15 protein-coding genes and 1 pseudogene are annotated in these 20937 nt (G+C 59.3%); 11 read left to right on the top strand and 5 right to left on the bottom strand.

Annotated features, from left to right (window positions below):
• Position 1: 1 nt before the first annotated feature.
• From VWN43_RS12120 to VWN43_RS12110, 3 genes are all read right to left on the bottom strand, one after another.
• Positions 2-1213 (bottom strand): acyl-CoA dehydrogenase family protein, encoded by a 1212-nt coding sequence (locus VWN43_RS12120; protein ID WP_006834192.1) that lies wholly within the window; start codon positions 1211-1213, stop codon positions 2-4.
• A gap of 68 nt (positions 1214-1281) precedes the next feature.
• Positions 1282-1608 (bottom strand): 2Fe-2S iron-sulfur cluster-binding protein, encoded by a 327-nt coding sequence (locus VWN43_RS12115; RefSeq protein WP_006834191.1) that lies wholly within the window; start codon positions 1606-1608, stop codon positions 1282-1284.
• Between the two features lie 28 nt (positions 1609-1636).
• Complete coding sequence (locus tag VWN43_RS12110) at positions 1637-2899, bottom strand: cytochrome P450 (RefSeq protein ID WP_006834190.1); 1263 nt, start codon at positions 2897-2899, stop codon at positions 1637-1639.
• 201 nt (positions 2900-3100) lie between these two features.
• Here VWN43_RS12110 and VWN43_RS12105 point away from each other — a divergent pair, with 201 nt between their 5' ends.
• The 11 genes from VWN43_RS12105 (at position 3101) to VWN43_RS12055 (ending at position 17417) form a co-directional block, all read left to right on the top strand.
• Complete coding sequence (locus VWN43_RS12105) at positions 3101-3829, top strand: FadR/GntR family transcriptional regulator (protein WP_006834189.1); 729 nt, start codon at positions 3101-3103, stop codon at positions 3827-3829.
• A gap of 50 nt (positions 3830-3879) precedes the next feature.
• Complete coding sequence (locus VWN43_RS12100; RefSeq protein WP_006834188.1) at positions 3880-5022, top strand: NAD(P)H-dependent flavin oxidoreductase; 1143 nt, start codon at positions 3880-3882, stop codon at positions 5020-5022.
• Positions 5023-5102: 80 nt separating this feature from the next.
• Positions 5103-5795, top strand: a complete 693-nt coding sequence (locus tag VWN43_RS12095; protein WP_067463595.1) for a Coq4 family protein — start codon at positions 5103-5105, stop codon at positions 5793-5795.
• A gap of 29 nt (positions 5796-5824) precedes the next feature.
• Complete coding sequence (locus tag VWN43_RS12090; protein ID WP_228135199.1) at positions 5825-6964, top strand: thiolase C-terminal domain-containing protein; 1140 nt, start codon at positions 5825-5827, stop codon at positions 6962-6964.
• Complete coding sequence (locus VWN43_RS12085) at positions 6961-7437, top strand: Zn-ribbon domain-containing OB-fold protein (protein WP_006834185.1); 477 nt, start codon at positions 6961-6963, stop codon at positions 7435-7437. Before VWN43_RS12090 ends, VWN43_RS12085 begins: the two co-directional genes overlap by 4 nt.
• Positions 7438-7443: 6 nt before the next feature.
• The gene (locus VWN43_RS12080) at positions 7444-8694 is read left to right on the top strand and encodes an acyl-CoA dehydrogenase family protein (protein ID WP_067463598.1); all 1251 of its coding nucleotides are present in this window, start codon (positions 7444-7446) and stop codon (positions 8692-8694) included.
• Entirely contained in the window at positions 8694-9785 is a 1092-nt protein-coding gene (locus VWN43_RS12075) for an acyl-CoA dehydrogenase family protein (RefSeq protein ID WP_067463600.1), read from the top strand. The genes VWN43_RS12080 and VWN43_RS12075 overlap by 1 nt, the downstream gene beginning before the upstream one ends.
• A 63-nt stretch (positions 9786-9848) precedes the next feature.
• The gene (locus tag VWN43_RS12070) at positions 9849-11459 is read left to right on the top strand and encodes an acyl-CoA synthetase (RefSeq protein ID WP_050599568.1); all 1611 of its coding nucleotides are present in this window, start codon (positions 9849-9851) and stop codon (positions 11457-11459) included.
• Positions 11456-13093 carry a flavin-containing monooxygenase gene (locus VWN43_RS12065; RefSeq protein WP_050599569.1) on the top strand — a complete coding sequence of 546 codons (1638 nt, stop codon included), beginning with the start codon at positions 11456-11458 and terminating at the stop codon, positions 13091-13093. The genes VWN43_RS12070 and VWN43_RS12065 overlap by 4 nt, the downstream gene beginning before the upstream one ends.
• Entirely contained in the window at positions 13090-14061 is a 972-nt protein-coding gene (locus VWN43_RS12060) for an alpha/beta fold hydrolase (protein ID WP_050599570.1), read from the top strand. The genes VWN43_RS12065 and VWN43_RS12060 overlap by 4 nt, the downstream gene beginning before the upstream one ends.
• Before the next feature lie 419 nt (positions 14062-14480).
• The gene (locus VWN43_RS12055; RefSeq protein ID WP_067463606.1) at positions 14481-17417 is read left to right on the top strand and encodes a TonB-dependent receptor; all 2937 of its coding nucleotides are present in this window, start codon (positions 14481-14483) and stop codon (positions 17415-17417) included.
• 440 nt (positions 17418-17857) lie between these two features.
• Here VWN43_RS12055 and VWN43_RS12050 read toward each other — a convergent pair whose 3' ends face one another.
• Both VWN43_RS12050 and VWN43_RS12045 read right to left on the bottom strand, forming a co-directional pair.
• On the bottom strand, positions 17858-19345 hold the full coding sequence (locus tag VWN43_RS12050) for an efflux transporter outer membrane subunit (RefSeq protein WP_006834178.1): 1488 nt from the start codon (positions 19343-19345) through the stop codon (positions 17858-17860).
• 37 nt (positions 19346-19382) lie between these two features.
• Positions 19383-20937 (bottom strand): annotated as a pseudogene (locus tag VWN43_RS12045) (DHA2 family efflux MFS transporter permease subunit).

Genomic DNA, 20937 nt, shown 5'->3' with positions numbered 1-20937 from the left:
CTTACTGGTGGTCGAGCATGCCGAGCACGCGCTTGGCAATGATGTTGTTCTGGATTTCGGTCGAGCCGCCATAGATCGTCGTGGCCTTTCCGAAGAGCCACGCGCGCACGGCCCCGAGCTCGCCGTCCGAAAAGCCGTCGCCTTCCCAGCCGAGGCCCTGCAACCCGCGGATTTCGATCAGCAATTCGCTGCGTTCCTGGCTCAGCTTGGTGCCGAGCTTCTTGAGCACAGAGCTGATTTCGGAGACGCCGCCAGCTGCCTTGCTCTCTTCCATCGCGCGGCGCGCGGTGAGCAGGAAGCTGTTCCAGCGGATTTCGAAATCAGCGATCTTGTCGCGCAGCACCGCATCGGCGAGTTCGCCGTCGGCGCCCGTCGGCTGGTACTTCTTGGCGATATCGCCAAGGCTCTGGCCCATGAGTCGGGCGAGGCTGCCGCCGCCCGAGATGTTGGTGCGCTCGTGCTGCAGAAGGCGCTTGCCGATGGTCCAGCCCTGGCCTTCCTCGCCGACGAGGTTTTCCTTCGGGACCTTCACGTCGGTGAAAAAGGTTTCGCAGAACGGGCTGGTCCCGCTGATCATGGTGATCGGGCGGACTTCGACGCCGGGCGTGTCCATGTCGATCAGCATGAAGCTGATGCCCTTGTGCTTGTCGCTCTTGTCGGTTCGTACAATTGCAAAGCACTTGTCGGCCCATTGGCCGCCGCTGGTCCAGGTCTTCTGGCCGTTGACAAGGTAGTGGTCGCCCTTGTCCTCGGCAAAGGTCTGGAGGTTCGCGAGGTCAGAGCCGGCATTGGGTTCCGAATAGCCCTGGCACCAGCGGATTTCGCCGCGGCAGATCGGCGGAATATGCTCCTGCTTCTGTGCCTCGTTGCCGTATTCGAGCAGCGTCGGGCCGAACATCATGACGCCCATGCCGCCGATCGGGTTGTAGGCACCCGCCTTGGCGAATTCCTGGTCGATGATCTTGGCCTGCGCCTTGGTGAGGCCGCCGCCGCCGTATTCCTTCGGCCAGGTGGGGGTGCCCCAGCCGCGCGCGCCCACGGCTTCGCGCCACTTGGTCTGCGCCGGCGTTTCATTGGTGGGGCCGTCCACGCCGGCCAGCGCGTTCGACTGGCCCTTGAGTTCGGCGGGAAAATTGTCCGCCAGAAACTGCTGCACTTCCGCGCGGAAGGCGTCTTCGTCGGTCTGGGTTGCGGGCTCGATTTGTGTGGCCATGGGTGTTTTCTCGAAGAATCAAGGAAAGACAGATAAGAATGTAGGCTACGGGGACGAGGATCCCTCCGTCAGTATTGTTGTTCGGGTAGGTGAAGAACCAATCCATCCAGCATCGGCTTCATCGGAATCTGACAGGCAAGGCGACTGTATTCAGTGGTGCCTTCGGCGAACTGCAAGAGGTCGGCCTCCATTCCATCATGCATAAGCCGACCCACCTTGTCGATCCATTCGGGATCGACATGCACATGACAGGTCGCGCAAGCACATACCCCTCCGCAATCGCCATCGATACCCGGCACGTCATTGTATAGCGCCGCTTCCCTGGCTGTCTCGCCTTCTTCTATTTCGACCTCCCGTCGCTCACCATCGCTAGCCACGAACGTAATTTTGATCATCTTGAACTCCGCATTTCGATCTCGAGAGTCAGCGGGCGCGGAGCCGCACCGGCAGCCTGGTGATTCCGCGGACGAGGTTTGAAAAAAGACGCTCTGGTTCACCCGTAACCTCGACCCGGGAAAAGCGCTTGTGAATTTCTTCCCAGATGATCCGCAGCTGCAGTTCCGCGAGCCGGTTTCCCATGCAGCGGTGAATGCCATAGCCGAATGAGAGGTGATGGCGCGGATTTTTGCGGTCGATGATGAACTGGTCCGCGCGCTCGATAGCACTCTCGTCGCGGTTGCCTGACAGGTACCACATCACCACCTTGTCGCCCTTCTTGATCTGTTTGCCGCCGATCTCCCAATCTTCCAGCGCGGTGCGGCGCATATGAGTGAGGGGGGTCTGCCAACGGATGATTTCCGGAACCATTTTGCTAATGAGCGAAGGATCCGCGTCGAGTTTCGCGTACTCGTCCGGGCTTTGGTTCAAGGCGAGCACGCCGCCGCTGATGGAATTGCGTGTTGTGTCGTTTCCACCGACGATCAGCAGCATAAGATTGCCGAGAAACTCGAGGAACGGCATGTCGCGCGTGGCGGGAGAATGAGCCATCATCGAGATGAGGTCGTTCTTCGGCTCCTCGTTTATCCGTTCGTCCCACAGAGTCTTGAAATACATCGCGCAACCGATGAGTTCTTCGCGCCGCGCCTCGTAGGATTCGACGATCCCGGTTTCAGGTGCCGCAGTTGCTACATCGGACCAGCGCGTCAGCTTGCGCCGCTCCTCCCAAGGGAAATCAAACAAGGTTGCCAGCGTCATCGTCGTCAACTCGATCGCAACCTTATCCACCCAGTCGAAATCTTCGCCAATCGGGAGTTCATCGAGAATCTCTCCCGCGCGCTTGCGGATGATCGGCTCGAGCAGTTGCAGGTTGGACGGAGCCACTGCCGGAGTCACCGCCTTGCGCTGCTGATCGTGCTTGGGCGGGTCCATCGCTATGAACATTTCAAGTTCGAGCGCGCCTTCCACCGAATGCATGTCCTGGATTGCAATTCCGCCTAGCTTCGCTTCCGAAGAGAAGACCTTATGATTGGTGTCCACCGCCATGATGTCGTCGAACTTGGTAATGGACCAGTAAGGGCCGACATAGCTCTCGCGGCAGTAGTGGACAGGTTCTTCGGCGCGCAACCTGTCAAAAAATAGACCGATGGTATCGTTCTGAAACAGGCTTGGCCGGGCCACGTCGATTTCCTCGATCGGAATTGACGCGATCCTCGCCGCGGCATCCGGCTCGGCGATCTGGCTGTCCATAAGAACTATTCCTTCTACATCTCAGGCCTGATCGGCCTTCAGTCATCCTTAAGGGAGACATCTCGTGCAGTCAATAAATCGTATACTCTTTTAGTCCCTTGCAGACACCAATCCCATCGGATAGTGTGCCGATCCAACGAAGGTTTGCTAATATCCTTATACTTTTTATTCGAGAGGTGCGGGTGTGCTGATGAGTGGCGGATGTCAGCGGTGAAGAAGGCCAAGCGTGCCCTTTCTCTTGCGCAAAGCATCGTGCGGGACATCGAGGCGGGTCGCCATAACCCGGGTGACAGGCTTCCGCGCGAGGATGAAATGCTCGCGCGTTACGAGGTTGCGCGCGCAACTTTGCGGGAGGCTTTGCGGTTCCTGGAATTGCAAGGGGTCATCCATCTCCAGCTCGGCCGTGGTGGAGGTCCCGTCGTAGCCCGTCCGCAGACCGGCGATTTTGCAAGCAGTTTGTCATTGATTCTGCATTTCATGGAAGCCGATTTGCGTGGTTTGCTTGAATTGCGCGAAGCAATTGCTCCCGATGTCGCAGGGTATGCAGCCCAGCGTGCAACTACCGCTGATCTCAGCGCGTTGGCAGGGTGTCTGGCGGAATTGAGGCATCATGAAGCCTCTGATCAATTCGAGGAACTTAATCGCAGATTTCACGACTTGTTGGGTTGGGCGAGCGGCAATCCGCTGTTCGGTTTGCTGACCTCTGCGATGCATCTGTTGACCCGCGAGTTTTCCCATTCGCTGGGATATTCGGCACAGGAACGGGCGGTGCAGATGAAGTTTCTGGTGCGGGTGCTCGAGGCAGTGCGGACTGGCGACAGCGCCGCGGCCCGTCAAGCAATGAGCCGGTTGGTGGCCGGCTCTGCCGTCTATCTTTCGGAGCGCAGCCCCGAGCTGGTCTCGCAGCGGGTGCGGTGGGGGCAGCTGTAGAATTTTCAATAGTTTGAGTGTGCGTTTAGGCAAGTGGCTGGAGAGGAAGAATGGCGTTGAAGAGCCGAATATGCGAAATGCTGGGGATCCGGTACCCGATCCTGCTTGCCGGGATGGGCGGAGCGAGCGTTCCGGCGCTGGCGGCTGCGGTTTCGAATGCCGGCGGGCTCGGGGTCCTGGGTGCCGCGGCGTGTTCGCCCGATCAGTTGCGTGACTGGATTCGCCAGACCCGGGAATTGACCGACAAACCTTTCGGTGTCGATACGCTGCTCCCCGCGTCGGTCAGGCGCGGCTCTGCCCCTCAAAGCGGTGCTGCACCCCAAAATCCCATGGATCTGATGGGTGAATATCAGCAGTTCGCGCGCGACTTCATGGATCGTGAAGAGCTTCCGGAGGTCGATGCTGCCGCCGCCATGCGGGCGGCGGGCGCGCCTGAAATGGGCAAGGGCGGCCCGCAGTTGTTCTCGAAGGAATTCTTTGAGGCGCAGATGGAAGTGGTGATCGAGGAAAAGGTGCCGGTTTATGCTGCCGGCCTTGGCAATCCTGAACCGTGGATGGATCGGCTCCATGCCAATGGCACCAAGGTCATGGCGGTGATCGGCAAGGTCAAGCACGCCGAACAGGTCGTCGGGTCGGGCATCGACATGATCGTCGCGCAAGGGCACGATGGCGGAGGTCACAACTCGCCGATCGGGACTATTTCCTTGATTCCCCAGGTGGTCGACGCCGTTGGCGATCGTGTTCCTGTCCTTGGGGCCGGCGGTATCTCGGATGGCCGGGGTGTTGCCGCTGCGATGATGCTGGGGGCAGAGGGCGCGTGGGTCGGCACGGCATTTCTCGCGACCGAGGAAGCGGGCATCGAGCGCTTCCAGAAAGAGGCGATCACCGAAAGCGGCGATGCCGATACGGTCGTTAGTCGATCGCTTACCGGCAAACCGGCGCGCATGATCCGTAACAAATGGGCCGACGCCTGGGTGCAGGCCGGAAAGGAGCCTCTGCCGATGCCCTATCAGTCGATGATCTCCGGCCCGGTCATGGCCTCCGGGATCAAGGCAGAGCGCAAGGATGTCATCCCCGGCTTCGCGGGGCAAGGCATCGGCCTGATCGATTCGATCCGGCCTGCCGCCGAAGTGATGCGCGACCTGGTCGATGGAGCCGAGAAGGCGTTGGCGTCCGCTGGCATCTACAAGTGAAGCGCAGGAGGCAAGAAGATGGCTTACGCCAAAGGTCATGAATTGCGCCGCCCCGTAGAGCCTCTCAGAGCGCTGGGGCAATGAGGCAGTTGATTGCCGACAGGGAGGATACGGAGCAGGTGTTCCGTATCGTCAAGGCATTGTCGGGCAATTCCTATTATCGGAATTTCAATCGCTTCATGAAGTCGAGCGATGGGCGGCGTATCGCTTCCGACCGGGCCGACCTACTTGAAACCTTGTGCGATCGCAAACGCCTTGCGACCTGTGCGTCTGGCACGCTTGGCCGAGCCTACCTCGATTTTGTTTACGGGGAGGGTCTGACAGCAGAAGGTCTGGCGGAAGCCAGCGAGGCCGGAGGTCTGGAGGACCTCGGCGACCCCGATGTTTCCCTCTATCGTCGGCGCCTTCGCGATTCGCATGACCTGTTTCATGTCGTCGCCGGATACGGCAGGGACGCACTGGGCGAATTGTGCGTGCTGTCCTTCGGAAACGCGCAATTCTATAATCACGGGATCGCTTTCATCTTGGGCGTCGGCATTCCCAAGATGAAACTGGAAGCTGCCCAGTTGCCAGTGGCGCGCGCTGCATTTGAAGCGTGGCGCCGGGGCCGGGCTGCAGCCGATCTGACCACCTTCTACTGGGAAGAAAATCTTGATCGTCCGTTGGAGGATGTCCGCCGCGGGTTGCGACTGCGTCCGCCGGAGACCTATCAGAGGGTGCGCGCTCTTTCCGAACAGCTCGAACGCGATTACCAGGCGGTCAGGCAGGCATGAGCTTAAGCGACAAATCGGCCATCACCGGAGTGGGCGAAACCGCTTTCGTGAAAGGCACCGAGAAAACCGCGGTCGACATGATGCTGGAAGCATCGCGCAAAGCCATAGCAGATGCAGGGCTGAAGCCGTCGGATATCGACGGCATGGTTCCTCCGCCGATCTACACCACCTCGGAAGAGATGGCGGCTAACCTCGGTATCGAAGTTCTGCGCTATGCCTCTACGGTCCACATGGGCGGGGCGAGCCCTACCACGGCACTCCAGAACGCCGCGATGGCAATTGCCAGCGGCTTATGCGACCATGTGCTGGTGACGCTCGGGTGGAACGGTTATTCCGCCTTGCGGCCCAAGCCTGGCGCACCGCCGACGCGGCCGATGAACATGAACACCCTGACGAATACGATCCAAGGCTATTACATTCCGTATGGCGTGTTCCTGCCGGTGCAGATGTATGCCTGGCTCGCCACCCGGCACTCCCGAATTTACGATATCGGCCCGGAAGCGATGGCGGCCGTTGCACTGGCGTGCCGTCGCCATGCGCAGATGAATCCGCAGGCCTTCACTTATGGCCGGGAACTGGATGCCGAAACCTACCATTCCGCGCGCTGGATATCCGAACCCTTTCGCCTCTACGATTGCTGTCTGGAGACTGACGGGGCATGCGCAGTCGTGGTTTCGCGAATGGACCGCGCCAGGGACATGCCGCATGTTCCCGTGAGCATCGCCGGTGCGGCTGAAGGGCATCCTTACCCCGCCGACGATATCCCTTCGCGTCCCGACCCCTTCAAGATCGGCCTGAGCTACGCCGCGCCGCGCGCGTTCGAAATGGCGGGGGTCGATCGCGAAGACATGGATTTTCTGCAGATCTACGACTGCTTCACCTACGTGGTTCTCCTGCAGCTGGAGGCCCTGGGCTATTGCGAACCAGGTGGACAGGCAGAGTTCGTCGCGAATGGCCAGATCGAGCTGGGCGGGCGCTATCCCGTCAACACCCATGGCGGCCTGCTGAGCGAGGCCCATGTTTGGGGACTGAACCATGTCGTCGAGGCGGTGCGTCAGTTGCGCCACGATTGTGGGGAGCGGCAGGTCGAAGGCGCCCAGACCGGCCTGGTGACCGGCTGGGGCGATCTGGGTGACGGCAGTATAGCGATTTTGAGGAGGTTTGCGTGAGCGACGAGAAAGATCTGCCGCCCAAGATGCGCCCCTCGGCGCAGGCCGCACCAGCCAAGCCAAAGCCGCGCCCGCAGGATCCGGTGGAGCAGGAATTCTGGAACCGGTGTCAGGACGGCAACCTTTACTTCCAGCAGTGCGAAGGATGCGGCAGTTTTCGGCATTTGCCGCGCTATATGTGCGCCCGATGCGGTTCTCCTGAGTGGTCGTGGGAGCGTAGCACCGGCAATGGCACGCTGTTTTCCTGGACGGTGACCCATCAGGCACTGCATCCCGCCTTCGCCGGCGAGATTCCCTTCATCGCTGCGGTGGTGGAACTGGAGGAGGGAGTGCGCATGGCAACCCGGCTGGTCGATTGCGCGCTCGACGAGCTTGAGCTCGATCTGCCGGTCACGCTGGATTTCGAGCCGATCTCCGAAGATTTTCGCCTGCCAGTATTCCGACCCGTCGCGATCGCGCGCGCAGAAGGATAGACCAAGATGGATCTCGACTACGGACCCCAGTATGACGTGTTTCGCGAGGAAGTGCGCCAGTTCCTGCAAACCCACGGTCACCGCGCACCCGATGGCCAAGGCCGTGCCGCGCGCCCTTCCCCCGAAGCCGTCGAATGGCAACAGCTGTTGATCCTGCATGGTTACACCGCGCGCACGATTCCCAAAGAATACGGCGGATACGGAGCCGAGCCGGACATCCTGAAATCGCGGATCATTGCCGAGGAATTTTCGCGCGCTGGCATCCCCGCAGGCCTTGCGAACCAGGGCATTTCCATGCTCGTTCCCACGCTGCTGGAACTCGGAACCGAAGCCCAGAAACGGCAATGGATCGAGCCGACCCTTAATGGCGAGATAGTCTGGTGTCAGGGATATTCGGAACCTGGAGCGGGATCGGACCTCGCCGCGCTCAAGACCAGCGCCCGCGTCGAAAATGGCGACTTTGTCATCAACGGACAGAAGATCTGGACCAGCACGGCCAAGCAGGCGGACATGATCTTTTGCCTTGTGCGGACCGAACCGGACGCGCCCAAGCACGGCGGCATCTCCTACTTGATCTTCTCGATGGACACACCAGGGATCGAGGTCCGACCACTCAAGACCATGACCGGTCATGCCGAGTTCAATGAAACGTTCTTTACCGACGTGCGGGTTCCCCTGGATCAGATCGTCGGGCAGCGCGGGCAGGGGTGGTACGTGGCCAATGCCACACTGGGCCATGAACGTGGCATGCTGGGCGACCCCGATGCACTGGAAAACCGGCTCCAGGCGCTGGTCAGGCTGATGCAAAAAGAACGCATCGGCCAGGGTTGCGCAATGGACAACGCCGTTCTGCGTGACCGGCTGGTTGCATTGCAAGCCGAAGTCGCGGCGATGAAATTCAACGGCATGCGCATCCTGTCGAACAGCCTTAGGGGGGATGCCGGCGGCATGGCGAAACTTGTCGTGAAGCTGCAGAGCTGTGAGCTCGCCCATCAGATTTCCGCGCTCGCGATCGACGCAATGGGCGAGATGGGCATACTCTATCACGGAAGCGAGCGCGAGCGCGAAGACGGTGCCTGGCAGTGGAACTACATGTTCCAGCTTGGTCTGATCATCGGTGGAGGCACCGCCCAGATCCAGAAGAACATCATCGCCGAACGCGGGCTGGAAATGCCGCGCGAACCCAAGTTCGCAACGCCTCCCGCGGCCGAACAGGCGACGGCCGTTGCAAGCGGGCAGAATAAGGGAGCCGCCTGATGGATTTCGGACTTTCGCAAGACCAGGAGATGCTCTGCGACGCGATCAGCCGCACTCTTGCTGATACTTGTCCGCTCGATCATGTGCGCGAATGCGCGGAGGGCTCGGTTCCCTTCAGCGACAACGTGCGTTCGGCGCTGGGCGAAATCGGCATTTGGGGAATGATGGTTCCCGAGCAACATGACGGGCTCGGGATGACAATGCTCGATGCCGCCGTTGTGGCCGAGCAGCTCGGCTATGCCGTCGCGCCGGTGGCTTTTATCGGTGCCCATGTACTGGCACCCCTTGCGCTGGCACAGGGCGGTAGCGAGGAGTTGAAGGCGCACTGGCTGCCGAGGATAGCGAAGGGCGAGGCGCAAATCGCCGTCGCGATCGCGGAAACGGTGGAGATCCGGGACCGGGCAGGCGTGGACTTCGACGGCGCAAAGCTCGACGGAACGGCTTTGTTCGCGCTCGACTTCCTGGAAGCCGACGCGTTTCTGGTAGCCGATACCGCCGGTCGTATGCACTTCGTAGCTGGCGATGCTGCGGGTCTGGAGAAGGTTGCTCTCAAAACGATCGACCGCACCCGGAGCGTAGGGGAGCTGCGGTTTTCTGGCGTAGCGGGCGAGGCTCTCGCGGACGATGGTGGGGCCACAGTCAGGCGCCTGCGGGACGCCGGCCGGGTGCTCCTGGCCGCCGATAGCCTCGGTGCGGGCCAGGCTATGATCGAAAAAGCGGTCGACTATGCCGGGCAGCGCGAACAGTTCGGACGAGTGATCGGCAGCTTCCAGGCGGTCAAGCATATGTGCGCGGAAATGGCTGCCCGCCATGAACCATGCCGTTCGCTGGTCTGGTATGCCGCCCATGCGTTCGATGCGACGCCCGACGAGGCTTCGCTGGTGGCATGCCATGCCAAATCACATACGGGCGAAGTCCACCGTTTTGTCGCCCGAACCTCAACCGAGGTGCATGGGGGGATGGGTTTTACCGATCTCCTAGGTCTGCATTTCTGGTTCAAGCGAATCGGTTTCGACCGCCAGGTTCTGGGCGGTCCCGAAGCGGTCCGGGCCGAAGCAGCGGCCTTGCAGGGGTGGACGCAGGTCGCATGAGACGATGAATTAGGCGCACGCTACCGACAAAATCGTGGCCACCAAGGAGAGAGGAATTAATACGTGATCGACTGGAACCTTGGCGACATCCTTGATGCAATCGAGCCTGCGGTCCCAGAAGATGCTCCGGCGCTGATTCACGGCGACCGGATCATTAGCTGGCCCGAAATGTCGAAGCGTTCGAACAATTTGGCGCGCAATCTGCGCGCGCAAGGTGCAGGCGACGGGGCGAAGATAGCCTTCTACATGCGCAACCGTCCCGAATACGGGGAATTGATGGCCGCGTGCTTCAAGGGCCGCCTCACGCACGTGAACATCAATTATCGTTACCGTCCCGAGGAGGTTTTCTACATCTTCGACGATTCCGATAGCGAGGTAATTGTTTACAGTTCCGAGTTCCGCGACTGCATTCTTGAACTGAAGGAACGGTTGACCAAGGTTCATACATTTGTAGAAATCGGCGATGCTTCGCAGATCGCTTCCTTCGCGCTTCCTTACGAAAAACTTGTAGAAGGTAACGGCGCGCCTCTCGATATCGAGCGTTCCCCCGATGACCTGCTGTTCATATATACAGGCGGTACCACCGGCATGCCCAAGGGCGTGATGTGGCGACACGATGATATGCGCAAGGCTCAGCTCGACGCGCAAAAGCTGCTGGGTCCGGTTCCCCAGACCATGGAGGAAATGGTGGCCCTGGTGAAGCAGGGCGAGCTTGCGCGCATCACTTTGCCGGCGTGCCCGCTGATGCATGGAACCGGGTTCATTACTGCTATCGGCACGCTCATGTCGGGCGGGGCCATCGTCACGCTGTCCGATCCATCCTTCGACGCCGAAGAATTGTGGGATGCAGTGGACCAGCACAAGGTGCAGAGCATCGCCATTGTCGGTGACGCTTTTGCCAAACCCATGCTGCAGGCGCTGGACGCCCACCCGAAGCGCTGGGACACGAGCAGCCTGATTTCGATCATCTCGTCCGGCGTCATGTGGAGTAAACAGGTAAAGGCGGGCCTGTGCAAACATATCCCCCAGGTCATCCTCATGGACAGTTTTGGCGCTTCGGAAGGGCTGGGCTACGGCTTGTCGGTGACGACCGCACAGGGCGGCACCAACACCGCGAAATTCGGGATCGGGGAATTTTGCGACGTATTCGACGAGAACGACCGGAAGGTCGAGGCGGGGAGCGGCGTGCCCGGCTTTATTGCCCGCAAGGGCGCAATCCCCACAGGATACTACAAGGACCCGGAAAAGTCGGCCAAGACTTTCAGGACGATCGATGGCGTGCGTTACTCCATCCCGGGCGACTGGTGCCGGGTGGAATCCGATGGAAGCCTGACCTTGCTGGGCCGCGGCAGCGTCTGCATCAACACCGCAGGTGAAAAGGTTTACCCCGAGGAGGTGGAGGAAGTGCTCAAAACCCATCCCGCCATTGCCGACGCGCTTGTCGTCGGGGTGCCTGACGAAAAATGGGGCGAAGCGGTGACCGCTGTGGTGCATTTGACCCAGGATGCGGACTTCGACGCGCAAGCGATCAAGGATCACGTGCGCCAGCAACTGGCAGGTTACAAAACGCCCAAGGCGATTTGCCCAACGCAAACCGCCTTGCGCGCGTCAAACGGCAAGGCGGATTATACTACGGCCAAAGACATCGCGAAAGCGGGTGCCGGGGCCTCGTGAGCCATTCGCCCCTTCCTGACTATGATGTCGTAATCGTCGGGGCCGGGTTCAGCGGAATATACCTGCTATACAAGCTGCGTCAGGCGGGGTTCGATGTTCTGCTGGTAGACGCAGCGGAGCAGCCGGGCGGAATCTGGTACTGGAACCGCTATCCGGGAGCACGGGTCGATTCCCAGGTTCCACTTTACGAATTTTCCATTGCGGAAGTATGGAAAAGCTGGACGTGGAGCGAACGATTTCCAGGCTGGGAAGAACTGCGCGCCTATTTCCTCCACGTCTGCGATACGCTCGACCTCTGGCCGGCAATGCGAATGAAAACACGGGTCGAAAGCGCGCCGTTCGATGAAGACACCGCCTGCTGGCGATTGAAGCTCGACGATGGCGGAAAAGTAAGCGCGCGTTTCCTCTTGCCGGCCCTGGGGTTCGCCTCGAAACCCTACATTCCCGATATCCCGGGCCTTAGCGATTTCGAAGGCGAATGGTGCCATACCGCCCGCTGGCCGCAGGAAGGCATCGACCTTTCCGGCCGCCGGATCGCCCTGATCGGCACGGGTGCCAGCGGCGTACAGGTGGCGCAGGAGGCGGCAAGCTGCGCGGAGCAGCTGACGCTTTTTCAGCGAACCCCGATTCTCGCCCTTCCCATGCGGCAGGAAAAACTGGACGCAGATCGTCAGCTTCGCGAAAAATCCGAATATCCCGCTGTCTTCCAGAAAAGGCTTACGACAAGTGGCGGTTTCGAATGCCAATCGCTGGACATTTCGGCCCTGGCTGTGACCGAGGAAGAGCGGACTACGCATTTCGAGGATTTGTGGCAGCGAGGAGGGTTGCGCTTCTGGTATCATAATTTCGCTGACATACTGACGAACGAGGACGCCAATCGCCACGCCTACGAGTTCTGGCGTGACAAGGTGCGCGAGCGGATCTGCGACCCGACCATTGCCGAGAAGCTCGCTCCCGATGAGCCGCCACATCCCTTCGGGACCAAGCGACCATCGCTCGAACAGAATTATTACGAGATCTTCGCACAAGACAATGTGACGCTGGTCGATCTGAACGACACCGCGATCACTCGCGTCACCGAGGCCGGGATAGAAACAGCCACTGGCATGATCCCGTGCGATCTCATTGTCTTCGCGACCGGCTTCGATGCCGGTCGTGGCGGGCTCATCGACATGAACATCACCGGCCGCGGAAGGCTGGCGCTGGCAGAAGCATGGAAGAGTGAGATCAAAGCCTATCTGGGCATGGCTGTCGCCCAATTTCCGAACATGCTGTTCGCCTACGGACCGCTCAGCCCTTCAGGCTTTTCCAACGGTCCGACAAGCGCCGAAATCCAGGGTGACTGGATCTGCGATTTCCTGATCTGGCTGCGCGATAACAGGATCGGCCTTTTCGAAGCCGATGCGCTGGCCCAGCGAAGCTGGACCGATATGGTCGCCCAAGTAGGGTCGATGACGCTCTTCCCCAAGGCTGAATCGTGGTACATGGGCGCCAATATTCCCGGCAAACCCCGACAACTGATCAATTTCCCCAGCGTATCTGGTTACGCCGATCTATGCCACGATGTCGCACGGCACGATTATCGTGGTTTTATCAGGAATACACTATCCGGTATGGAGACTGCGCCGAAATGAATGAAATGAAACCAATCCACGACGGGTCAACAGATATTGATCCCGTATGGGCCGGCGACGGGGCGGATATACCCGAATGGTTCGCCTGGGCGCTGAGCGTGCCCCGTGAGGAAGGCTTCGTAGAGGTTGGTGGCGCGCGGGTGCATTATCTTCGCTGGGGCAGGCGTGACCGGCCCAAATTGCTCATGACTCACGGTTTTCTCGCCCATGCCCGCTGCTTTGCCTTCATCGCACCGTACCTTGCCGAAGACTACGACGTGGTGGCGTTCGATCTGGCCGGTATGGGCGATAGCGAGATGCGCGGCGTGGCCGATATAGCTGCGCGGGGAAAGGAATTTGTCGAGATCAGCGAAGCGCTCGATTTGTTTGCAGATGGAAGCAGACCGACGATCATCGCCCATAGTTTCGGCTCGGGTGCAGCGCTGACCGCCGTTTCCCAATCGCCGGATGCCTTCGCCGGCGTTATTGTCTGCGATCTCATGGTGATGCGGCCCGAAAAGCTGGAGAAATACTGGACCATGGGCAGATCGAGCCCCGGGTCGGGTAATCCTGACAAACCGGTGCGACGCTACCCCACCTACGAAGCGGCGCGCGAGAGGTATATCCTGTCGCCGCCGCAGGCAGTTGGTGAGCCGTTCCTGATGGATTACATGGCCTATCACTCTCTCCGCCGCGATGGCGAGGAGTGGACATGGAAGTTTTCTCCCGAAGTGTTCCGGCGCAGCAACAAGCCCGACGAATGGCTGACAGTAGGCCAGAGGCTGGTCGATGCGCCCGGGCGCAAAGCGATTGTGTACGGCGAGAAAAGTCAGCTCTTTGATCGCGATTCCGCCCGCTATATCCGGGAACTGGGAGGGGGAAAGATACCAATTGTTGCAGTGCCCGATGCACGCCATCATCTCATGCTGGATCAGCCGCTCGCGTTCGTCGCTGCGCTACGGGCGGTACTGGCCTTTTGGAGCCTCTGAGATCCCCCATACTAAGAGGCTGGTTCCTGGTCAGAGGCCAGCGAGATGGGGGCAAAGGGCGTCCATATTCATCTTGTACTATATCCGAACTATTGTCGCCGTCGGCACGGCGAACGCTTCGTTGGTCTCGATGCCAGCTGGGGCAAAAGCTTTATCGGGAGCAACTCGCTTAGCACGCCAACCATTGCTGATCTTTAGCAAACGTTCACTCCGCGTGCGATCTGGATCGTGGCCCATGGGGTCAAAAGATAAGGCGCTTTACTAATATCACGCGGATGTATATGCCCATGGACGGGGATTGGGCTAATTCTCTCCCTCTCCTCTCCACAGACTAAGGGGCGACCCTCGAGGTCGCCCCATTTTGCAGTAAGCGGCGGAGCCAATTATCGTCGCACTGAAGAGATGGGAAGGGATGCTATATGACACTGAGAGCGATGGTGCTCGCCACTTCGGCCATCTTGGCTTGGCCGCAGATGGCTTTAGCGCAGGATTCCACAACTGATGAGGCGGAACCCCAAGGATCCGTAATCATCGTGACGGCCCAACGCCAATCTCAAAGTCTGCAAGAGGTGCCGATCGCGGTCAGTGCCTTCGATGCTACGGCTCTCGAAAGCCAGCAGATCGAGAACGCTGCTGACCTTCAATTGACGCTCCCGAACGTCTCATTTTCGAAGGGCAACTTCACCGGGTCGTCCTTCACCATCCGTGGTATCGGCGATCTTTGTGTTGGTGTGACGTGTGACGCAGCGACGGCTATCCATATCAATGGTTCCCCTCTTTTTGGTACCCGGCTGTTCGAAACAGAATATTTTGACCTTGAGCGAATTGAGGTCCTACGGGGGCCGCAGGGCACCCTCTTCGGCCGCAACGCTACCTCGGGTGTTGTCAACCTTGTGACAGCCAAGCCTGACCTCGGTTCTTTCGGCGCGGCCGGAGAGTTCGAGTATGGGAATTACAACAGCATCAAGGCCGAAGGGATGGTCAATGTCCCGATCGGCGATTCTATCGGCGTTCGGGTAGCCGGATTCTTTCTGAATCGCGACGGTTACACCACAAACCTTTTCGACAATTCGGATGTCGACGACCGAGACATGTACGCTGTTCGTGGTTCTCTTCGTTTTGAACCCGGTGCCGATACCACTCTCGACTTCATGGCATATTATTTCAGGGAAGATGACACCCGTTTACGTAATCAAAAGCAGGCCTGCCAGCGTGACCCGCTCGGCGTGCTGGGTTGTCTGAACAATCGCCGCGACTTTGACATCACCAATGCCAATTCCACAGTCGGCGCAACGCTCAGTTCGCAAGAGTTCTTCGCTATTCAGGGAATTCCCTCAGTACTGGGATTGGGAAGCCTGTACGGCCCCGATGCATTTGCAGGATTCGATAAGCCCGACGATGTGCGCACGGTAAACACGGCGTATACTCCATTCTATTTTGCCGATGAAGTGCAGCTACAGGCCCGTCTCGAGCAGCGCATCGGAGCTATGACACTGACTGCAACCGGTCTTTATCAGGACACCGAAGTCGATTCCCGGCAGGACTACTTTCTGGGCATTCAGGATCGTACCGGCTTTGCTACGGCCTTGAACGTGTTGTCCGGCTTCGCGGCCAACGGTTTGCCTACCGGCCTCCCCGCACCTGCACCGGCGTTCGTGCCAGGTTCGTCGGCGTATTTTACCCCGATTGTGGAGGCTCTCATCCCCAATGGCCCAGGGGGCTTATTGTGCACCTCCGATAACGATGATGGGAACAGGGGCGCGTTCGAAGGTAATGTATTGTGCGGCGAAACGCCGCTATCCTTCGACAGGTCTTCAGAGCAACGCGAATCCTGGAGCGGCGAAATCCTCCTTTCCAGTGATTTCGACGGAGCATTCAATTTCCTGCTCGGAGGGATCTATGCAAAGTCCAAGACTACCGACAACAGTTACTATGTAAACTCATTCGCGCTTGACTACGCCAGTGCCATTCTGGGATCGTTTGGTACTTTGGCAGGCGGTGCACCGCCATCCTACTTCGCAACATCCATGTACCGCAACAATTCTCTCGAGGCTAATCTTGAGAGCTTCGGTGTGTTCGGGGAGATCTACGTCGACCTGACCGAGCGTCTGACCTTCACCGGAGGTTTGCGGTATAACGACGACAAGAAAGACGTGACTGCGCGCACGACCTTGATTAGCTTCCTCAATCCTTACGCGAATGACGGGGAGCCGTTCGACAGCCCGATCACTCCCTTAACCGGTCCCTCTGGTCTTTTTGATGCCGATCCTGGTACGCCAGGTGAGCAGCTAACGCAATTTAGAGAAGTAGGTTTCGATGAAATAACCGGGCGTGCGGTGCTCGACTACGAAGTTACGCCTGACAATTCGATTTACGCATCTTATGCCAGGGGCTATAAATCCGGGGGTATCAACCCGCCCCTTTCGCCCGTTTTCGATGTGGCTGAAAGCTTCGGATCAGAAACCATCGACGCATTTGAAATCGGATCGAAAAATACCTTTGCGAATGGCGCACTGCAATTAAACGCTACTGCATTCTACTATAAGTATAGCGGGTTGCAGCTTAGCCGCATCGTCGCCCGTACCTCAGTTAATGATACTATCGATGCCGATATCTGGGGTGTGGAACTAGAGTCCGTTATCCGGCCCGATCCCGATTGGCTTGTCAACTTGACGTTCAGTTATCTCAACGCGGAAGTTGCCGGCGACCAGTTCTTCTCCAATCCGCGCGACCCGGGTGGCGGCGATCCTGATGCCGTCATCATCAAGGATATTAGCAACGGTGCTAATTGTGCCGTAACCGGGCCAGCCCCCGGCGCGGCCGACGCATTCGTGGCCGGAGTGAACGCAGCTCTGGGTCTTCGTGGTCCCGAAGAATTTCCTAATGACGGCAATCTTGCGTCAAGCGGCGCATTCAGCATTTGCGATGTCTTGGCCGGAGCCGTTCCGGCGGGCAGCGGCCTTGCGGTATTAAGCCCTGGCGTAGAGGTCAACATAAAAGGGAACAAGTTGCCGCAGGCCCCCGAAATGAAGGTTTCGATGGGTGTGCAGTACACCGCCACTTTCGACAATGGCATGACTCTGGTTCCTCGCGTGGACGTAGCGCTGACTGGTGAGCAATACGGCAATATCTTTAACGGCAGGGTCAACCGGATCGAGCCATTCGTGCAAGCCAACGCGATCGTGCAGTTGAACAGTGCGGATGAGCGTTGGTTCGTGCGCGGATTTGTTCAGAACATTTTCGACAGCAGCTCGGTGACAGGATTGTACTTGACCGACGCATCCTCGGGGAATTTTACCAATATCTACACTTTGGATCCTCGTAGATATGGTGTTGCTTTGGGGTTCAGTTTCTAACAGGTCCAGATCGTGTTGGCGGGGAGATCGGTGGTCCTCCCAACGACCCGAACGGACAGTGCCAGCTAGTTCGTATTTCGACCCATGACTTTATAGCTTTTCCAGAGCGGCGTAATGCTCGATGACCGCCTCGTAAGCCTACCGACGAGGCGGTCATCGAACCGGCCAAATGCGAGCTGCACTCGAAATGCCTGTACGATCGCTCGTTGATGTCGCTACGAGATGCTCGCGGAAAGCTTAAGGCCTTACATAGAAACGACAATGAAGAGTCACCGAATAGTGCAATCGGGATATCCGATGGTGATACTGGCAAACGCACTCTGCGAAAGGCGGAAACATGCTGACCCCTATGATCCAAGATTGGGTCGTAGTGCACGAGGTGCTGACGCGTTAGGAAAAGTTGGAAGGGGCTGCGGGGCAGACTTCTGAGAAAACTTATCCTAACTCTGTTCAGGTTTCATAACTGATTTTCGATCGACCGGAGCTGGCTCAACCGACGTGCGATTGTCGCGAGACAATTCGACCCATCCCAACCCAAGCGACTTCTGGATCGCGATCCAGCCATTTGTCATGGCGGCGATCGCCCGATCGAGATTTGCTCTGGCCTGTTCGCGCTTGCGGATCGAAGTGTTGAGTTCGCCTTGCGAGATTACCCCCGCGGCGCGGCGTTGCTCGTTAAGCTCCGCAGCCGTGTCGGCCTGCCGACTGATCTGCGCCAGCGCGGCTACGTTGGCTCTTTGTTGCCCGAACCGAGCAAGCGATTGTTCGGCGTCGCGTAGTGCGCCCAGGACCACTTCAAGATAGCGCGCTTCGGCCTCGTCGCGCGCACTCTCGGCCTGATCGATCGATGCTGCCGTGCGGCCGAAATCAAGCAGGTTCCACTGCAGCCGCGGCAAAGCGATTGCCGATAAGTTGCCCGGGTCCAGGATGTCGTCGGGCTCCGATCCGCCCAAACCGAGAATCCCCATGAAGGAAATCTTGGGGAAGCGAGCAGCCTCTGCCACGCCAATGCGCGCATTCGCCGCGGCCAGCATGCGTTCGGCGGCTCGAACATCCGGCCGCCGCGCTATTAGCGCTGCGGGATCGCCCACCGCGACCCGTTCGGGGGGAAGCGGAATTTCGGCCTGAGCCGCCAGGAGCCCGTCGAGTGCGCCGGGCGCTTCGCCCGTCAGCACCGCGAGCGTGTCTTTGAATACATCGATGTCCGCTTGAGCTTCCGCGATCTGCGACTTGAGCAGTTCGAGCTCGGCGTTCGCGTTACCGACCGGGAACAGCGCGAGAGCGCCCTGTGTATAGCGCTGATAGGTCAATTCGAGAATTTGCTGCTGCAAGTCGCGCTCTCGCTGGACAAGCTCGAGCCGCCCTTGCGCTTCTCGCAGGCTCACATACGCCCGCGCGATTTCGGCGGCGAGCTGGACTTTCGCATCCTCGGCGTTCGCCACCGAGGCCGCAGCCTGAGCGTTAATGGCCTCGACACGCCGTGCCTGCCCCCCAGCGAAATCGATCTCCCAGTTTGCATTGAGCCCGACGTTGTAGACGCTGAGGCTGTCCTGCTCTTCGGTGTCTGCAGGAGCGCCGGGCGATCCCGGGGGCGGGCCGCTGCCGATATCTAGCCCTGGGATATTCGCCTGGACCGCAGTCGCCTGCGCAGCCACGGCGGGTAGCCGGTTGGCGCGCTCCTGGCGGACAGAAGCCCTTGCCTGTTCGATGCGAGCGCGCGCCGCGGCCACGCCCGGATTGCCGACCAGCGCGCGCGCCTCCAGTTCATTGAGAACCGGATCGCCGAGCAGCGTCCACCAGTCGCCGGCAATCGGCGCAAACGGATCGATTTCGGGGCCGGCGCGTACGAACGCATTGCCTGCGGCGGTCGCAAGTTGCGGGGGACCGGCATAGTCGGGACCGGACATGCAACCCGCGAGGAGCGCCATGGGAGCGAGGAGGGTTAGGGTCTTGCGCATAGAGTTCTCAGTGCATCGAAAGGGATAAGTTCTTCGGGAGAGGCTTGAGGAACAGTACCAGCGGCACCGTGACCAGGGTAATCGCGCCCATGGCGAAAAAGACATCGTTGTAGGTCATCACGAACGCATCGCGCTGAATGATGCCGGAAAGCATCTCCAGCGCGGCCTGTGGGCTGCCCAGCGACGCCGTCATGCCGTCCAGGTATTCCTGTAGCCGGGGGCTGTTGGCGTTGAGGGTTTCTTCCATGCGTCGACTATGATGCCACAGGCGCTGATCCTGGAACGAGGCAAGCCCCGCGAGCGCGAACGAGCCCCCGAGGTTTCGCGCCGCGTTGAAGATCCCGGAAGCATCGCCGGCATCCTCCTTGGCAACCGAAGCTACCGTCGCCTGGTTGAGGAACATCATCGTGAGGATCATGCCGATGCCACGCAGGAACTGGCTTTCGGTGAACACTCCACCTCCCGATTCCGCTGTCAGATTTATGCTGACGAAACAGCTTAGCGCCATGATGAACATGCCCGCGCCGACCGCAATGCGGATGTGAATCCTGCGGATCATGAACGGGAGAACGGGCATCAACAGGAAAGCCGGAACGCCCATCCAGAAGATCACAAGTCCGGTCTGCAAGGCATTATAATCGGAAATTATCGCGAGAAATTGCGGGATCACGTAGGTCGAGCCATACATGACCATGCCAAGCGCCAGTGCCATCACCACGACGCTGGCAAACTGCCTGCTGAGCATCAGGCGCAATTTGAGCACGGGTTTGCGCGCGTAAAGCTGTCCGTAGGTCAGAAGTGCAAAACCCACGACCGTCATCAGTGTGAGCTGGACGATCAGCGTGGAATCGAACCACTCCTCACGGTGGCCTTCTTCCAGAACGATGGTCAGCCCACCCAACCCAAGGATCATACCAGCTATTCCCGCCCAATCAGCCTCGCGCAGGTAAACCCAGTCGGGCTTTTCATGGGGTAGCCCGATGAATAGTAAAGCAAGGAGCAACGCGCAGACGGGCACGTTGACGAAGAAGGCGTAGTGCCAGCTCAGGTTCTCGGTAAGCCAGCCCCCACACCAACGGGCCCATTACCGGCCCAAGAACCACGGTCATTCCGAAGAGCGCCATGCCAATCGGCTGTTGCGATGGAGGCAGTCGCTTTGCGACGATGGTCATAGCGGTTGGAATAAGCGCGCCGCCCATGAACCCTTGACCGGTGCGACCGATGATCATCGTCGTCAGATCGGTGGCAATGCCGCACAACACCGAAAAGGCCGTGAAGGCAGAAACCGCGACGATGAGCAGCGTGCGAAGGCCGAGCAGTCTTTCCAGCCACGCGCTCAGAGGGATGATGATGATCTCGGCAACAAGGAAGGCTGTCGCGATCCAGGTGCCTTCGGTTCCGGTCGCGCCGATTTCCCCCTGGATCGTCGGCAGCGCCGAATTGACGATCGAGATGTCAAGCGTTGCCAGCATCGCCCCCAGCGCACCGGCGGCTACGGCGATCCAGGCCGTAGCATCGGCCTTTTCGACCGGCGGCGAAACCGCTGCAGCGGCGCCTGCCAT

This window comes from Qipengyuania sp. HL-TH1 (assembly GCF_036365825.1).
Taxonomy (GTDB): Bacteria; Pseudomonadota; Alphaproteobacteria; order Sphingomonadales; family Sphingomonadaceae; genus Qipengyuania; species Qipengyuania profunda.
Note: the sequence above shows the minus strand (reverse complement) of the source record. Positions and strands in the feature narration are given on the sequence as shown.

Excerpts from the sequence above, each read along its gene's own strand:
- VWN43_RS12055 (WP_067463606.1), top strand. The coding sequence starts at position 14,481 with ATGACACTGAGAGCGATGGTGCTCGCCACTTCGGCCATCTTGGCTTGG.
- VWN43_RS12075 (WP_067463600.1), top strand. The coding sequence starts at position 8,694 with ATGGATTTCGGACTTTCGCAAGACCAGGAGATGCTCTGCGACGCGATC.
- VWN43_RS12105 (WP_006834189.1), top strand. The coding sequence starts at position 3,101 with ATGTCAGCGGTGAAGAAGGCCAAGCGTGCCCTTTCTCTTGCGCAAAGC.
- VWN43_RS12095 (WP_067463595.1), top strand. The coding sequence starts at position 5,103 with ATGAGGCAGTTGATTGCCGACAGGGAGGATACGGAGCAGGTGTTCCGT.
- VWN43_RS12110 (WP_006834190.1), bottom strand. The coding sequence starts at position 2,899 with ATGGACAGCCAGATCGCCGAGCCGGATGCCGCGGCGAGGATCGCGTCA.
- VWN43_RS12120 (WP_006834192.1), bottom strand. The coding sequence starts at position 1,213 with ATGGCCACACAAATCGAGCCCGCAACCCAGACCGACGAAGACGCCTTC.
- VWN43_RS12060 (WP_050599570.1), top strand. The coding sequence starts at position 13,090 with ATGAATGAAATGAAACCAATCCACGACGGGTCAACAGATATTGATCCC.
- VWN43_RS12100 (WP_006834188.1), top strand. The coding sequence starts at position 3,880 with ATGGCGTTGAAGAGCCGAATATGCGAAATGCTGGGGATCCGGTACCCG.
- VWN43_RS12080 (WP_067463598.1), top strand. The coding sequence starts at position 7,444 with ATGGATCTCGACTACGGACCCCAGTATGACGTGTTTCGCGAGGAAGTG.
- VWN43_RS12115 (WP_006834191.1), bottom strand. The coding sequence starts at position 1,608 with ATGATCAAAATTACGTTCGTGGCTAGCGATGGTGAGCGACGGGAGGTC.
- VWN43_RS12050 (WP_006834178.1), bottom strand. The coding sequence starts at position 19,345 with ATGGCGCTCCTCGCGGGTTGCATGTCCGGTCCCGACTATGCCGGTCCC.